The organism is Achromobacter sp., from assembly GCF_036567245.1.
In the GTDB taxonomy this organism is placed as follows: domain Bacteria; phylum Pseudomonadota; class Gammaproteobacteria; order Burkholderiales; family Burkholderiaceae_B; genus Achromobacter.
This window is the reverse complement of record NZ_DATCUY010000277.1, coordinates 1-14918: the sequence shown is the minus strand read 5'-3', so window position 1 is coordinate 14918 and position 14918 is coordinate 1. Positions and strand designations below refer to the sequence as shown.

Here is a 14918-nt window from a genome sequence, read left to right as displayed (position 1 = left end):
GCCCGCCCAGGCGGCCAGCGGCGCCGCGCAGCAACCGACCTGCGGCTGCCGCCGGACGCAGCAGCGAGGGAGTCGTCAGTACACGGGCAAGCGCGGAGCGCAGCAAGCGCTGCGTCAACGGGCGGGCCTTGCTTTTTTCGATATGCTCGCGCGCGCCGTCGATGATGGCGTGATACGAGACACCGGCCGCGCAAGTGGTTTCGCACGACAGGCACGACAGGCAGCGGTCCAGATGGCGCACGGCGGCCGGGCTGGGCGCGTCGCCGCTGTCCAGCATCTCGCGCGCCAGCGCGATCCTGCCGCGCGGTGAATCAAGCTCTTCGCCATCGAGCACGTAGGTAGGGCAGACCGCGGTGCAGAAGCCGAAATGCACGCAACTGTCGGTGGCGGCGCGGACCGCGTCTTGGCGGTGGATGGTGATGGTCTTGGGCATGGTGCGACGGAAGCTTGCCGGCCAGGGCCGGGATGAAGCTCATTCTGCCGTCACGAGTGGCGCGGGGCTGTGCCCAGCGCGCCAGCGGACGCCGCCCAGGGCGTCATTCAGCTGCGAGTCTGCCCTTGCTTGAGCAGATTCACGGGCAATTCGCCGTAGCGTTCGGAGAACCGTCGCGTGAAGTGGGAGAGATTGTTGAAGCCGCAGGCAAAGGCGGCCTCGCTGACCGTGCGGGTCTTGCCGGCCGCCAGCAGCTCATGTGCGAGCGCCAGGCGGGCCTGCACCACGTAGGCCTCGAACGACAGCGCGGCATGCCGCGCGAACAGGCGGTGCAGGGTGCGGACCGATATGCGGCAGGCTGCGGCCACCGTTGCGGGCGACAGGTCCGGGTTGGCGATCGCCGTATCGATGTGGCGCTTCACGCCGACGAAGCTCAGTTCGGTGGAAGGGGGCGCCGCGACGTCCGCCATGGATGCGCACTGCAGTGCGACGATTTCGATGACGGCATCCAGCAGCGTGTCGACGGTGCGGTCCTGGAGCTTGACCTCCGTATCGGTCAGCAGGCGCATGGCTTCGGTGAGCACGGGCGCGAATGGCATGTCGGCCGGCAGGCTGGCCGGCGCGCGCAGCCGCCGCATGCCTGGGGCGCGCGCGCTCAAGGCGTGGCGCGGCAACAGGACCAGCCGGCGCGAGGTCGCTTCCGGAAACGTGATGTCGAATGCGGATCCGGTGTCGAGCAGTCCGAATTCTCCTGGCCGCAGGCACAACTGCTCGTCACCCTGGGACATCAGGGCGCTGCCCTGCAATTGCAGGCTGAGCATGAGGTGATCGCCATTGAGACGGCTGACTTGGCGCTGGGAGCGCCGGATCATGTGCGGGGAACTCGCGAAGTTCACCAGTCGGACCCCCGCGCGGTTCTGGCTGAACATCGTGCCCGCGAATCCGGCGTCCGGTTCGGCGCGGAATTCAGAATCGAGCACACCGGCGCAGACCGCATCCTGCCAGAACGCCAGGGCGTGCTGGCCGTGATCGTGGGTGCTCCAGTTGTGCCATTCAGGTGCCATCTCGGCTCCGGGGTCCGTTGCGTGCTGTCGCTGCCAGCGGCATCGGCTGGCACGTTGGGTCGTGCCCAATGTAGCGAGGCGGTGGAGAATGGGCCATCCGTGCATTCCCCAGTGCACCAGGTCCAACCAATGGAGCGTGGCATGAAACGGCTTTTATCTTTGTGGGCAGGTGCTGTGCTCGCGGTGTCGGCCTGTGGCACCGCGGCGCAAGAATATCCGGCGCGGCCCGTGCGCATGATCGTGGGCTTCGCGCCTGGCGGCGGCAACGATATCCTGGCCCGCCTGATGGCCGAGCAGTTGCAGCGCCGCCTGGGCCAGCCCTTCATCGTGGAGAACCGGCCCGGCGCCAGCGGCGCCATCGCCATCGGCGCCGTCAAACGGGCCGAGCCGGACGGCTACACCCTGCTGGTGGGGCCGAGCAGCGGCATGACCGTCAATCCGGCCATCTATGACAACCTGGACTACGACCCCGTCGCCGATTTCGCCCCGATTTCCCTCGTCGGAGACATTCCGATGATTCTGACCGTCAAGGCGGACAGCCCGGCGCGCTCGGTGGCCGATCTGGTCGGCCAGGGCAAGAAGAGCGGCAAGCCTCTGTTCGCAGGCTCGGGCGCCAACTCCTTCCAGCTGGCTACCGGACTGTTCGCCAAGCGCGTCGGCCTGGAAACGGAGGTGGTCAACTACAAAGGGAACTCCGCCGTGGTGGCTGCATTGCTGGCCAGCGAGATCGATTTCGCGCTGATCGACACCGCCGCCGTATTGCCGCAGATCCGCAGCGGCCGGCTGAAGGCGCTGGCCGTCACGGGCGCGAAGCGCTTCACCTTGTTGCCCGACGTGCCTACCGTCGCGGAGTCCGGCGCGCCGGGCTTCGCCATGTCATTCTGGTCGTCCTTATACGCCCCGGCAGGTACGCCGCCAGCCGTCATCGAGAAGCTGCAGACCACCGTATCCGTCGCCGTGCGAGAGCCCGCCGTGGCCAATCGCTTGCTGGAACTGGGCATCGATCCCGTAGGCAGCGCACCGCAGGTGCTGGCCGACACCATGGCCCGGGAGATTCCGATGTATGCCGCGGCCGCCCAAGGCGGCGAATCTGTCGCCTGTGCAGTAGCTGCGTGGCAGGAGGCTGTTGAGGCGAGGACCGGAGGCCCGTGGCCGGCCTGCCACGCATCAATCTCCGTCCAGAAACCCCCTGAGGCTGTCGAGTTCGCGCCGCAGCAGGCGCGCGGTTTCAGCCTGGCGCGCGATGGGCATGCGATCCGTAATGGCGCTCACGCTCATGGCCAGCACCGGCGCGCCGTCGGCGCGGGTCAGTGCGCAGCCTACCCCCAGGGCGCCGCTGACCGCGTAATTCTGCATGACCGAGTAGCCGCGCTGGCGCGTGTTGACGCGCAGGCGGTCGATCATTTCGGCGCTTATGCCGCCGTATTCCTCGAGCCGCGACGAATTGGCCTTCACCACCCTGCGGGCTTCGGCATCTGGCAGCGCGGCCAGCAAGGCCATGCCCGCCGATCCGACGCCCAGCGGATGCCGCTTGCCTGCATGGCTGGCGAGGATCTGCATGGGATAGTCGCCGATCTCGCGGTGTATGCCGACGGAGTCGGTGCCGTCCCGGCCGATGAGGAACACCGCATCGCCCAGTTGCCGGGCCAGCCGGCGCATCCCTTCGACCGCCGCAACGATGAGGTCCTGGCTTACGTCGGGCGGGGTCCACAGGCTTGCCCGCAGGCGGTCGGCATCCTCGCCGGCGAAGAAGCGTTTGCCGGCCTGGTTCCGGCGCACCCAGCCGCTGGCCTCCAGCGCTAGAAACAGACGTTGCACATTGACACGGTCCAGGCCCGTGCGGGCCGCGACTTCGGTCGCCCCGAGCCCGGCGGGCGCGACGGTCTGCAACAGGCTGAGCACGTTCAAACCCTTGAGCAAACTGCGGGGGCCGGAGGTAGGGGAGTCTGTCTGCATATTCCTAAATAAGCCTTGGTGTGCTGTATGTGTACACATTCTATATAGGAATTGTGCATTTTACGTACTATCCGGTTCCACCAAATCAAACCAAGGAGACAACGATGCACAAATCCTGGAGGTACTTGCTGCGGCGGCCGGCAGTGTTCAGCGGCCTGGCCATGGCGCTGAGCGTTTGCGGCTTCATGGGCCAGGCCCGGGCGGCCTATCCAGAGCGCGCGATCACGCTGCAAGTGGGTTTCGCCGCAGGCGGCCCGACCGATGCCATGGCGCGGACGATCGCGTCCGAGATCGGCGCGGAGCTGAAGCAGACGGTCGTGGTGGAGAACAAGCCGGGCGCCGGCAGCAATATCGCCGCCGCGCAGGTCGCCCGCGCCAAGCCGGATGGCTACACGCTGCTGATGGTGGCCGTCACCAGCGCCATCAACCAGACGCTTTACGATAAGCCTGGCTTCAATCTCGTCACGGATTTCGAGCCTGTCGGGCTGGTGGGAAAGATCCCGAGCGTGCTGGTGGTGAATCCGAAGCTGCCGGTGCATAGCGTGCAGGAGCTGGTGGCTTACGCGAAAGCGCATCCGGATACGCTGACTTTCGGCTCGTCCGGCAACGGCACCTCGATCCATATCGCGGGCGAGATGTTCAAGCGCGCCGCCGGTATTGACGTCACCCATGTTCCGTATCGCGGCAGCGCCCCGGCGGGCGTCGCGGTCATGGCCGGGCAGGTTTCCTACATGTTCGACAACGTGCCGACCGTGTGGCCCTTCGTGTCGACCGACCGCATGCGTGCGCTGGCGGTGACGACCAAGGAGCGCATCGCCTCCGCTCCCCAGTTGCCCACCATGGCCGAATCGGGCTTCCCGGATTTCGACGTGTCGTCCTGGTATGGGTTGATCGCCCCTGCGCATACGCCGCCAGAAGTGATACGCGTGCTGGACCAGGCTCTGCAGAAAGTGCTGGCCCGCGCCGACTTCCAGGAACGCATGAAAGGGCTGGGGGTCATCCTGCAGCCGGGCACGCCTGAGTCATTTGGCACGTTCATGAAAGGGGAAGTCGAGCGCTGGGCGCCCATCGTCAAGGCTTCCGGCGCCCGCAACGAATGAACCGCGAGGTCGTGAAAAAAATGTCTTGCACAATCAGCAAATCGGCCCTGGACGGGGTCGTGGTCCTGGATGTGTCGCGCGTGCTGGCCGGCCCCTTTGCCGCGCAGATGCTGGGCGACCATGGGGCCGACGTCATCAAGCTGGAATCGTACGACGGCGATGACACGCGGGGTTATGGACCGCCGTTCGTCGATGGCGACGCGCCTTACTACGTGGGCCTGAACCGCAACAAGCGGGACCTGGCCGTGGACCTGTCCAGCCCGGCCGGCAGAGAAGTCTTGTTCAAGTTGCTGGAGCAGGTAGATGTGCTGGTGGAGAACTTCAAGCTCAGCACCTGGCGCAAGTGGGGCATAGAGGATCCAGCAGCGCTGGCGCGCCGTTTCCCCCGGCTGATTCATTGCCGGATTTCCGGATTCGGCGAAACCGGAGAACTGGGCGGCCTTCCGGGCTACGACGCCGCGGTGCAGGCGTTGTCGGGTCTGATGTCGATCAACGGCGATCCGGCGCTGGATCCCGTGCGCATCGGCATCCCGCTGGTCGATACCTCCACTGGCATGAACGCGGTCATCGGAGTGTTGCTGGCCTTGTACGAGCGCGAGAAATCCGGGCAGGGGCAGTCGATCGAGGTGACGCTGTTCGACACCGCGCTAGGCATGTTGCATCCGCATACCTCCAATGCGCTCAACGGCGGCAGGTCGGCGCGCACGGGCAACGGACATCCCAACATCGTGCCCTACGACCTGTATCCGACGCGCGGCGGCAAGCTGTTCGTGGCCGTAGGCAACGACAGGCAGTTCGCGCGCCTGTGTGAAGTGATAGGCAGGCCGGAGCTGGCCCGCGACGCGCGCTTTCGCAGGAACAGCGACCGCGTGGTCAACCGCGACGCGCTGCGTGCGGTGTTGTCCGAGCGGCTTGCCGATTTCGACAGCCAGCAGCTATTCCGTCAGTTGATGGACCTGGGTGTGCCTTGCGCGCCCATGCTGAGCGTGGAGCAGGCGCTGGCGATGGAGCACACCGCCACCCGCCAGATGTCGGCGTCCCTTGGCCAGTACCGCGTCACCGGCATTCCGATCAAGCTGGAGCGCACGCCTGGCGCATTGCGCCTGCCGCCGCCAGGTATCGGCGAGCACAGCGAGGACATCATGCAGCGCTTCGGCTTCAGCGACGCGCAGATCCGCGCTGCACAGGAGGCCGGCGCGGTGCGCCAGGCACAAGTACAACAACCCAGGGAACCACAATGATCAAGATCGAAGAATCGGACCGCCTGGCGGTGGTCACCTACGACCGCGGCGAGCGCCGCAACGCGCTGTCGCTGCAGGCCATGAATGCACTCATCGACGTGGCGCATCAATACCAGTCGCGCGTCGACATTACGGCCATCGTGCTGGCGGGAAGCGCGCAGGGATTTTCGGCGGGCGTGGATCTGAAGGATCCGCAGCGTTGGGCCATCGAGGAGAAGTCGCTGGACGAGCGCCGCTACCTGGCCTCGACCGGCGCCCGCATGTGCAAGGCATGGGAGAGCCTGCCGCAGCTCACCATTGCCGCCATCGAAGGATTCAATGTCGGCGGCGGCATCGCGCTGACCCTGGCGTGCGATTGGCGCGTCATGGCGGACAACGCCTTTCTCTTTGTGCCGGAGGTGCAGATCGGCATTCCGCTGGTATGGCATACCGTGCCGCGGCTGGTAAGCATGGTGGGCGCATCGCGCGCCAAGCAGATCATGATGCTGGGTGAGCGCATGCCCGCCGCCACGGCGCTGGAATGGGGCCTGGCGGATTGGCTGGCGCCGGCGGGCACGACGCTGGAACGCGCCACGGCGCTGGCTCGCCAGGTGGTGAAATCGCCGTCGCACGTGATCAAGATGAGCAAGGAAAGCGTCAATGCCCACGCTAATGTCCTGAACTTCGTCAGCACCTATATGGACGTGGACCAGGCGCTGGTATGCGGGCAGAGCGCCGAAGCGCGCCTTGCGCGCGAGAAGTTCATGTAGCGCGGGAGACCATGGTGCACAAGAAAAAACTATTGATGCTGCTGCCGATCATGGCGCTAGGCGCGGCGGGCGCGGCGCACGCGCAATGGCCGGAACGACCCCTAACCTGGATCGTGCCTTTCTCCGCGGGCGGCCCGATGGACATCGTTTCCCGGCCGGTCGCCAAGAAGATGGGCGATATCCTGGGGCAGCCCGTCGTCGTCGAAAACCGCACGGGCGCGGGGGGAGCCCTGGGCGCGGACTACATCGCGCGCGCCAAGCCGGACGGCTACGTCATCGGTATTGGCAGCGTAGGCACCCAGACCATCGTGCCCAATGTCGCAAAGTCGGCCAAGTACGATCCCGTAAACTCCTTTTCCAACATCGGTTTGCTGGGCCGCTATACCAATGTGCTGCTGGTCAGCGCCCAGGCGCCGGTGACCTCGGTGGCGGACCTGGTCGCGCAGGCGCGGCAGCCCGGCGCCAACGTCACCTTCGGTTCGGCCGGCTACGGTTCGTCCAACCATCTTTCCGGCGAACTGTTGCGCGCACTGACCGGCGCGGCCATGACGCACATCCCCTACCGCGGCAGCGCGCCTGCCCTGACGGACTTGCTGGCGGGCAATACCAGCTTCATGTTCGACACGTTCAACACCGCGATGTCGCGTATCCAGGCGGGAAACTTGCGCCCGTTGGCCGTCACCAGCCCGAAGCGCTCGCCGTTTCTGCCGGATGTGCCGACCATGGACGAGGCTGGCGTTCGCGGCTACTCGGCGGCAGGCGGCGAACTGTGGTGGGGAGTGGTCGGGCCGGCAGGCATCCCCGCGCCGGTCATGGACCGCTTGAACGCCGCGCTGCGAGAGGCGCTGGCGTCGCCGGACGTGCAGAAGCAGCTGAAAGACCAGTACGTCGAGATCTGGAGCAGTACGCCCGAGGAGTTCACTGCGGTGGTGCGCGCCAGCTACCAGAGCTGGAGCAAGTTGGTGAAGGAAGCGAAGATCGAGGCGGAATAGGCCGTAGAAGGCCGCCGTGCCCGCCCGGAGGGCGGGCGGCAGGCCTGTTCGGGTCTGGTGGCAAGCACGCCCTCTGCGCCAAAAGGAAGATGTGAGCTCCCACCCTGTCACCGCCTGTACCAGTACCGCCGCTGGCCTTCCTCGATGTCCGATCCGGGCGTAGCCTGTCGTGTCTTTCATTCCACAACAGGAGACCCACATGGTGACGGCGAAGCGGATGGGCGCGCCCTATGGCGTCGAAATAACGAATGGCCGGAATGTCCTGCTCTCGGACACGCAGAAGGAAGGCAAAGGAGGAAACACAGGCATGCGGCCGCATGAGCTGCTTGCAAGCGCGCTTGCCGCCTGTGTCTGCATGTCCATCGACATGGCTGCGCAGCGGGCCGGCGTCGCCTTGCCCGAGAGTACGGTGGATGTCGCCATCGAACGCCTGGACCACGAAACCGGATTCGAGGTGAGCTTGCGCTTCGCGGCGGCGCTGACGGCGGCGCAGCAGGATCTGGTTCGGGGGACCGTGCAGGCATCGCCGGTCGCACGAACGTTGGGCAAGACGGTACGAGTGCGGCCTGCTGTAATCCTGGACGCCTGACCAGGGGCCCCGCCGCATGTCGGCAGAATGCGCCTCTGCCCGCGCCTCACCTATTGGCTGAACTCGTAGACGTAGCTGTTCGCCGACCCCGCCGCGCGGTTGTATAGCGGGCACCAGCCGTTCACCGGCGCGACTTCGCAGTAGCGGTTGCGGCCAAATACCTGGGCGATCTTCCAGCCCTGGGTCTGGTCGGCGCGTTCCAGCTGGTACTGCATGCGCACGCCGCGTTCCTTGCGGTCACGCTCATCGTTGTCCACCGGGAAGCCGGGGGTCGAGGGGGTGGTGTTGCGGATCTGGGCGACGACGAAGGCGCGCGTGTCGGACTGGACGTCGACGTTGACGACGCTGCGTTCGTAGGTTTCCAGGCTGCATTGCTTGTCGCCGTTCTGCCGGGCCTGGAGTTGCGCCGTGGACAGGGAGTCTTCGGCGGCGCTGAGCGGACGGTACAGCTCGGCCAGTTCCTTGCAGGCGGTGGCCGTGTAGCGGTCGTGCGCGTCGCGGACCTGCCACCAGGATTTCACCGCCGCTTCCGGCGTGTTGGCGGCCAGTTGCAGTTGCGGCGCGGCGGCTTGGAGCCGTTCCCAGGGAGTTTCTTCCTGCTTGGAGCAGCCCGTCAGGGCGAGCGCCAGGACGAGCAGTAGGGCGGGCTTGGTCACAGTACTGAATCGGGTAAACAAATCGGGGGCACCATGATAGCGCTTTCGCCGTCGGGGCCGTCCGTCACTGGGGGCGCAGCGCCCGCTTGTACGCTTCCAGGGTGCTGAACATCTTGCCCGCCAGCCGGAAGTTCGCGTCCGCGTAGGCGCGGGCGTTGCCGACCATGGTCTCGGTCTGCCTGGGGTTGCGGTGGATCTGCATGATGCGCTCCGCGTAGCTGGCGACGTTGCCCGCCGGAGCCAGCCAGCCGGTCTGGCCCGGTATGACGATTTCCGGCAGGCCGCCGACGTTGCTGGCGACCACGGGGCGCCGCGCCGCGTAAGACTCGGGCACGACGCGCGACCAGGCTTCGGTGGCCGAAGGCACCAGCACGACGTCGGCGGCGCGGATCATCTCGGCAACATTGTTGCGGTGGCCGGCAAACACCACATGCTCGGATATGCCCAGATCCACGCTCAGCTGGTGCAGGCCATAGGCATAGGGTTTGGTGCTGGCGGTGGGCATGCCGACCACCAGCGCGGTGGCGGGCAGGCCCTGGTTGCGCAGCCGCTGCACCACGCGCAACAGGTCGGCCTGGCCTTTCTCGGGACGCAGCATGCCTATGGTGGCGATGACCCAGGCGCTGTCGGGGGCGCGGAGGCCCAGTGCCTGCCGGGTTTGCAGGCGTGCCTGCGGGGTGTCGCCGGGCTGGAAGAACTCGTCGGCGGCCCATTCTCCGACCACGCTGATCTGCTCCGTGGCGGCCAGGCGCGCCGCCAGGATTTCCTGCTTGCCCAGCAAGCTGGTGGCGATGACGTGGTCGCAGCCGAATTTCCATTCCAGCCGGCGCCGCGGCGAACTGCGCATGGGTTTGGCGAAATGGCGCGTCCTGACGACCGCGCACAGGTCGCGGCACAGCGCGGCGGTCTTGCCGTCCGCCCGGCTGTGGCTGTCGATGACGTCGATGCGCAGCGCCTTGACGGCGCGGCGCAGCTTCAGGACCGTGGCGGGCGAGTAGGCAGAATCGAAGTCGATGTCGACTGCGCGCAGGCCGCGCTGCCGCGCTTCGCGCCCGATCTCGCTGCCCGCTGGCGCCGCGATCGCGACTTCGTATCCATGGCGCTGCAGCCATGCCGATTGTTCCAGGACGCGGAACTCCAGCCCGCCCAGGCTGCGCTCAGCCAACGTATGCAGGATGCGCATGATGCTCCATGACTTTGCGGCAGGCGGCCAGCACGTCGTCGGGCGTGATGGAGTTGATACCGTCGCGGGGATGGCGGGGAACGACCGCGGCGGAGTAGGGCCGGTCCCAGAACCACTCGGGATTGGACTCGTTGAAGACGCCGACGTAGGGAACGCAGGCGCCTTGCGCGATATGCGAGGGGCCGCAATCGTTGGCCACGACCAGGCGTGCGCGCAGCATGATGGCGCTGAGCTCCGGCACGGAGCGGCAGTAGGCGATCGAGAATTCCGGACGCTGCAGGGTTTCGAGCCTGTCGCGTTCTGCGGCCTCCTGTTCGCCCAGCACGAACAGGAAACGGGTGTCCTGGCCCAGCAGCAGTTTGAGCCTCTTGGCCAGGCGCAGGTAGTTCAACAGGCTCCAACGCTTGAATGCGCCAGAACCGCCGCCGGGAATCAGCACCACGTCGGCGCCAGGGGCGTCATGCAAATGAGGATGCGCCAGCGTCTGGAAGCAGCGCCGCGCCGTGAGTTCGGCATCGAATCCGCGGTACGACGCCAGCAGGCGCAGATTGGCCAGGCCGATGTATTCGGCAATGTTCTTGCGGTGGCAATGCGTCCAGACCAGATCGCTCATGCGTTCGTTGCGAAAGCCGAAGCGCAAGGCTGGCCGGCGCAGCAGGTTGAGCAGGCCGAAACGTTCGCTGCTGTGATGCAGGCTGACGCAGACCGGGGTGTTCTTCCTCAGCGTGCGCAGGTAGTCGCCGAAGGTGGCGGCGCGCACGAACTCGTCGACCCAGGGCACGCCGCGGTAGAAGCCAGCCAGATCGTCGCGGGCGACCACCCGGATCCGTCTGGACGCCCACCAGGTTTTCAGTTGATAGAGCGCCGGCAGGGCGACGATCTGGTCGCCCAGCCGCGGCTGGCTTCTGACATAGACAACGACTTCCGGCATGTTGACCTCGTTTGCGCGGCGGCATTCGTTTGGGGATCCAGGGACCGCTGCCGCGCAATGTATCGATCGAGCCGAACGAATCTTTCCGAGGTCCTTTAAAGAGTGTGAAAAACATGTCGGCGCCACTGCACAAAAATAAACAACCGTTAGGCAGTCGCCGGCCATGCCGCAGCGGCGTACCTATTTGGAGCCGCCGGTGTTGGGGTACCCCGGAGGCGGCATGGCGCCGCTGCCCGGCGTGCTGGGCACGTTGTCGTTGGCCTCGCGGTGACGGCCCTGCTTGTCGGTCATGTGCTTGTCAGACTTGGTCTGGTCGCGCTTGTCCAGGTTGGGCGGATTGGTCGGCGTGTTGGGCGTCGCATTCGGCGCGGGCGGTATCTGTCCGGGCGGCACGGGCTGGTTGGGGGGGACGGCGGTGCCGTCGTTCGGGGTGTTGGACGGCGAGGTGGGCATGGCGGACTGCGCCAGCGCGCTGGCTGAAGCCAGTCCGGCGGTCAGGGCCAGTGCGTAGGTAAAGGCTCGGATTTTCATGAGGACGCTCCTATGTGGGATAGCAGGATGCGATCCGCAAGCGCCGTGCCCGTTGCGGCTCGTCCGGAGCCATCGTGCGCGCATCGGAAAAATGTACCGACCGCTGTCATCGGCCTGTAGTCCAGGGCAGCAAGGTCAGCGCAGCCGTGGCGTCGGTGTGCGCGGCAAAGCGTGACCCGGAGATATCGGGCGCAGGCGGCTCCGGATGGGTACGGCGCTTGCTGGAGTGCTCATCCCGGATCGGCGCACGGGGTGCCGCCGCAACCGGAGTTCAACGTGGGGATGGGCCCCGCACAGGAGAAACGCATGGAGCATCAAACCAATATTGTTGGCGGACCCAAAGGCTCGGCAACCGGGCCTGGCCCGGAAGTCATGGCCGCGGACACCCTGGAGGGTAACGATGTCGTCAACGCCGCGGGCGAGGGGTTGGGATCCATCAAGGACATCATGATAGATGTGCCGCGCGGGCGAGTCGCCTATGCGGTGCTGTCGCGGGGCGGCATTCTGGGGATGGGTGACAAGCTGTTTGCCATTCCATGGGCGGCATTGACCCTGGACACCGACCGCAAGTGCTTCATCCTGAACGTGGACAAGGAGGTGCTGAAGAACGCGCCGGGCTTCGACAAGGATGACTGGCCCAGGATGGCGGACGAAAGTTGGGCCCTGAGCGTGCACAAGTACTACAACCAGGACCCCTACTGGTAAACCGGCAGTGGTGAAAAGGGCGGCTCGCACGGCCGCCCTTTTTTGCGGCAGCCGAGGCCTCACGGCGTGACCTTCCCAGGCGGCAGGCACACCGCTTGCTGAGGTAGCGGACTGCTGCATCCCCTTACCTTCAGGAGTAGCGTCATGGACAAGTTAGAGCGCGATACGACGGCGCCTTGCGCCGAGATTTTGAGCGAGGGCGAACGCAGGGCGCGGCGCACGCTGGAAGCCGCCCGGCGCCTGCTCGATCCCCAGGCGGAGCCGGCGGTGGAAGTCTCGTCGGTCGAGGCGGAACTCATGCGCTACGTCAAGGAAGCGTATCGCCGGCGCTCATACACATACAGTTGAGCGCTACGGCTGTTGCTCGTCCCAGACCGACATGTGCCGGTATTGTTCGGCGCGCGCCAGCGTGCGGTAGAAATCCGCGCCGACCCGGATCAGCCTTTCCAGTTCCCCGGGCCGCAGCCTCGGCTGCAGCGCCACCAGGCATTCGGCGTAATTGGCCAATACCTCGGGCCAGTCATTGAAGTCCCGGTCCATCGCTGGCGTGGCGATCATTTGTGCCAATAGTTCCTCGCGATCCATATGCATGTTCCGCAGCAAGCGTACTGGTTGCAGATGCGCTTGCAGGTCTGCGCATCTGTCCTTCGGGGATTCAAATCCGGGTCGGGGCGTCTCCTGATTTTTGACCGCATCCATATGTTTTTGCATTAGCGGGGTGTTTGGCATTCGCCAGCAATCGCTGTTCCCGCTCATCGCACCTGGATGGTTCGGCTGACCGTGTCGCTGGTTGACGACGCCTTTTTTCCAGGCATGGCGCGCCTGGTCCGGCTAGCCGCCGTTTTGCGGTGCGGAGCATGATGGTTCTCTGTAGAGCTGCACACGGCGTGTGCAGCAAGCGGCATGCCTGGCCTTGCGGTCCTCCCCGGGCGCCGCGCGCTTACCACCCCGCCGCGTACGCCGGACGGCGCGGGTCCGCGCCGCCCCAGCGCACGCCGCTCTCCAGGTCGTGCCGGACCATGCAGACGGCGCCGGCGCGCCAGCTATGTCCGTTCCACCATTTGACGTTATGACCCATTGCGGCAAGCGCGTCGCCCACGCCGCGCGCGACCAGGTCTTCGATCATCAGCCGGCCCGGCATGGCGTTGTGCGGTTCGAACGACGAGGGGAAGCTGAAGCTTGCGAAGCGCGGAGCCTCGACCGCCTGTTGCACGTCCATGCCGAACACCTCCATGTTCAGGAAGGTCTGCAGCATGGCCTGGTACTGCACGTCGCCTCCCGGCGTGCCGAAAGGCATGACGTACTGGCCAGGCCGGATGGCCAGCGAGGGGTTGGGTGTCAGCCGCGGACGGCGGCCCGGCCCGATCGCGCAGGGATGGCCGGCTTCGGCCCAGGATTGGCTGCCGCGCCCGGACGCGCAGATGCCGGTCCCTGGAATGACGGGGATATTGTAGGAACCGTCGCTGGGCGTGGCCGAAAAGGCGTTGCCCTCGCTGTCCACCACCGCCACGTAGGAGGTATCCAGACGCGGATCCGTGCGCGCCATGTCATCGGGGCCGGCGGCTTGCAGATGGATGTCGCGCGTCTCGGGCAGCGCGCCCGCCGGCGGCATGTCCGGACCAGCGCGATCCCGGGCGATCATGGCCAGCCGCGCGCGAGGAGTTGGGGCCGCTGGTGATCAGGGCGGCAAGGGCGATCAGCAAACGCAATTGATGCGGACTCGGCGTGCAAGCCGCGGCGTGGCGCTCGCAAGGGTCACGGCTGGGCAGCCCCCCAGCGGCTGGCCGAGAACTTTTCAGCCATCATCAAGCCGCCGCGTCCCGTCGCCATTTCGGCGATGACCTCGCCCACCGCCGGCGCGATTTGAAAACCTCCGCCCGAGAAGCCGAAGGCATGCAGCAGCCGCGGCACCCGGGGGCTGAAGCCGATGACCGGGTTCTTGTCGGCGAAATAGCCTTCGATGCCGGACCAGCAACGGATCACGCTGGCGCAAGCCAGGGCGGGCAGTACGGACGGAGCGGCGCGTCCAAGCTCGGCGAGCGCGGCGCGTCCGGGCCGGCTGCGGTCTCCCGGCAGTGCGCTGCCGTAACCGCCGCCCATGACGACGTTGCCGCGCGCGACCTGCCGGGCATAGAAGCCGCCCCCTTCCACGCCCAGCGACACGCTGATCTGCGGCGTGAGCGGCTCGGTGACCAGCATGGTCGGATACTTGACCTGCAGGGGCAGGTCGTCGTCGAACCATCGGGCCACCGCCGCGCCCCAGGCGCCCGCCGCATTGATGACCGTGGCGGCGCGTATCCGCCGGCCGTCGGCGGCGGTCAGCAGGAAGTCGCCGCCCTGGGTATCCGCATGGGTGATGGCGCAGTGTTCGAGCAGTTGGGCGCCGGCGCGGGCGGCGGCATGGGCGAAGGCGGGCGCGACCAGGCGCGGATTGGCCTGGCCGTCCTGCGGACACAGCGAGCCGCCGGCGAGGTCCGGACTTAGCGCGGGAAAGCGGCGGCGCAGCTCGCCGACGTCGATGATCTCCAGGCCCAGGTCGAAGTCGCTGACCTTGTCGCGGTAGGCGCGGAGCTTTTCCAGGTCGGACTCGGTGCGTGCCAGTTTCAGGTGGCCGCTGCGCACGTATTCCGCGTCGGTGCCGATGAGCTCGGGCAGGCGCGACCAGATGCCGTGCGCGCGCTGCGCCAGATAAAGCTGTTCGATCGAGCGTCCCTGCCGGCGCACGCCGCCGAAGTTGACGCCGCTGGCGCGCGCGCCGCTCGCGCCGCCGTCGATAAGCGCGGTGGCG

17 protein-coding genes and 1 pseudogene are annotated in these 14918 nt (G+C 66.5%); 8 read left to right on the top strand and 10 right to left on the bottom strand.

From position 1 onward, the window contains the following. Both VIR09_RS12200 and VIR09_RS12195 read right to left on the bottom strand, forming a co-directional pair. Positions 1–433 (bottom strand): 4Fe-4S dicluster domain-containing protein (locus VIR09_RS12200; RefSeq protein WP_332013110.1); only part of this gene is annotated, 433 nt, incomplete at its 3' end. 107 nt (positions 434–540) lie between these two features. After that, positions 541–1497, bottom strand: coding sequence for a helix-turn-helix domain-containing protein (locus VIR09_RS12195; RefSeq protein ID WP_332013109.1), 957 nt, complete (start codon positions 1495–1497; stop codon positions 541–543). Positions 1498–1626: 129 nt separating this feature from the next. Between VIR09_RS12195 and VIR09_RS12190 the strand changes: the two are divergent. After that, a pseudogene (locus VIR09_RS12190) lies at positions 1627–2475 on the top strand (Bug family tripartite tricarboxylate transporter substrate binding protein); the annotation flags it as partial. 189 nt (positions 2476–2664) lie between these two features. On the opposite strand, the gene VIR09_RS12185 reads toward VIR09_RS12190, so the two are convergent. Then, entirely contained in the window at positions 2665–3453 is a 789-nt protein-coding gene (locus VIR09_RS12185; RefSeq protein WP_332013111.1) for an IclR family transcriptional regulator, read from the bottom strand. Between the two features lie 104 nt (positions 3454–3557). On the opposite strand from VIR09_RS12185, the gene VIR09_RS12180 reads away from it, so the two are divergent. The 5 genes from VIR09_RS12180 (at position 3558) to VIR09_RS12160 (ending at position 8124) form a co-directional block, all read left to right on the top strand. Continuing rightward, positions 3558–4553 carry a tripartite tricarboxylate transporter substrate binding protein gene (locus VIR09_RS12180; protein ID WP_332013108.1) on the top strand — a complete coding sequence of 332 codons (996 nt, stop codon included), beginning with the start codon at positions 3558–3560 and terminating at the stop codon, positions 4551–4553. Between the two features lie 20 nt (positions 4554–4573). Continuing rightward, on the top strand, positions 4574–5794 hold the full coding sequence (locus VIR09_RS12175; RefSeq protein WP_332013107.1) for a CoA transferase: 1221 nt from the start codon (positions 4574–4576) through the stop codon (positions 5792–5794). After that, the gene (locus tag VIR09_RS12170) at positions 5791–6543 is read left to right on the top strand and encodes an enoyl-CoA hydratase/isomerase family protein (RefSeq protein ID WP_332013106.1); all 753 of its coding nucleotides are present in this window, start codon (positions 5791–5793) and stop codon (positions 6541–6543) included. Before VIR09_RS12175 ends, VIR09_RS12170 begins: the two co-directional genes overlap by 4 nt. 11 nt (positions 6544–6554) lie before the next feature. After that, complete coding sequence (locus VIR09_RS12165; RefSeq protein WP_332013105.1) at positions 6555–7535, top strand: tripartite tricarboxylate transporter substrate binding protein; 981 nt, start codon at positions 6555–6557, stop codon at positions 7533–7535. A gap of 199 nt (positions 7536–7734) precedes the next feature. Continuing rightward, the gene (locus tag VIR09_RS12160; RefSeq protein ID WP_332013104.1) at positions 7735–8124 is read left to right on the top strand and encodes an OsmC family protein; all 390 of its coding nucleotides are present in this window, start codon (positions 7735–7737) and stop codon (positions 8122–8124) included. A 50-nt stretch (positions 8125–8174) separates the two neighbouring features. Here VIR09_RS12160 and VIR09_RS12155 read toward each other — a convergent pair whose 3' ends face one another. From VIR09_RS12155 to VIR09_RS12140, 4 genes are all read right to left on the bottom strand, one after another. Continuing rightward, positions 8175–8780 carry a hypothetical protein gene (locus VIR09_RS12155; protein ID WP_332013103.1) on the bottom strand — a complete coding sequence of 202 codons (606 nt, stop codon included), beginning with the start codon at positions 8778–8780 and terminating at the stop codon, positions 8175–8177. Between the two features lie 64 nt (positions 8781–8844). Next, positions 8845–9963, bottom strand: a complete 1119-nt coding sequence (locus tag VIR09_RS12150) for a glycosyltransferase family 4 protein (RefSeq protein WP_332013102.1) — start codon at positions 9961–9963, stop codon at positions 8845–8847. Then, entirely contained in the window at positions 9938–10894 is a 957-nt protein-coding gene (locus VIR09_RS12145; protein WP_332013101.1) for a glycosyltransferase family 9 protein, read from the bottom strand. The genes VIR09_RS12150 and VIR09_RS12145 overlap by 26 nt, the downstream gene beginning before the upstream one ends. A 180-nt stretch (positions 10895–11074) precedes the next feature. Then, positions 11075–11425, bottom strand: coding sequence for a hypothetical protein (locus VIR09_RS12140; RefSeq protein WP_332013100.1), 351 nt, complete (start codon positions 11423–11425; stop codon positions 11075–11077). A 306-nt stretch (positions 11426–11731) separates the two neighbouring features. Here VIR09_RS12140 and VIR09_RS12135 point away from each other — a divergent pair, with 306 nt between their 5' ends. Together VIR09_RS12135 and VIR09_RS12130 are read left to right on the top strand one after the other, a co-directional pair. Further along, positions 11732–12130 carry a PRC-barrel domain-containing protein gene (locus VIR09_RS12135; protein WP_207471377.1) on the top strand — a complete coding sequence of 133 codons (399 nt, stop codon included), beginning with the start codon at positions 11732–11734 and terminating at the stop codon, positions 12128–12130. Positions 12131–12274: 144 nt separating this feature from the next. Further along, complete coding sequence (locus tag VIR09_RS12130) at positions 12275–12478, top strand: hypothetical protein (protein ID WP_332013099.1); 204 nt, start codon at positions 12275–12277, stop codon at positions 12476–12478. Between the two features lie 3 nt (positions 12479–12481). Here the strand turns inward: VIR09_RS12130 and VIR09_RS12125 are convergent, their stop codons facing one another. The 3 genes from VIR09_RS12125 to VIR09_RS12115 all read right to left on the bottom strand — a co-directional run. Beyond that, positions 12482–12715 carry a DNA-3-methyladenine glycosylase gene (locus VIR09_RS12125; protein ID WP_332013098.1) on the bottom strand — a complete coding sequence of 78 codons (234 nt, stop codon included), beginning with the start codon at positions 12713–12715 and terminating at the stop codon, positions 12482–12484. 355 nt (positions 12716–13070) lie between these two features. Next, positions 13071–13772, bottom strand: coding sequence for a gamma-glutamyltransferase (locus tag VIR09_RS12120; RefSeq protein WP_332013097.1), 702 nt, complete (start codon positions 13770–13772; stop codon positions 13071–13073). A gap of 113 nt (positions 13773–13885) precedes the next feature. After that, a partial coding sequence (locus VIR09_RS12115; RefSeq protein ID WP_332013096.1) for an FAD-binding oxidoreductase occupies positions 13886–14918 on the bottom strand: 1033 nt, incomplete at its 5' end.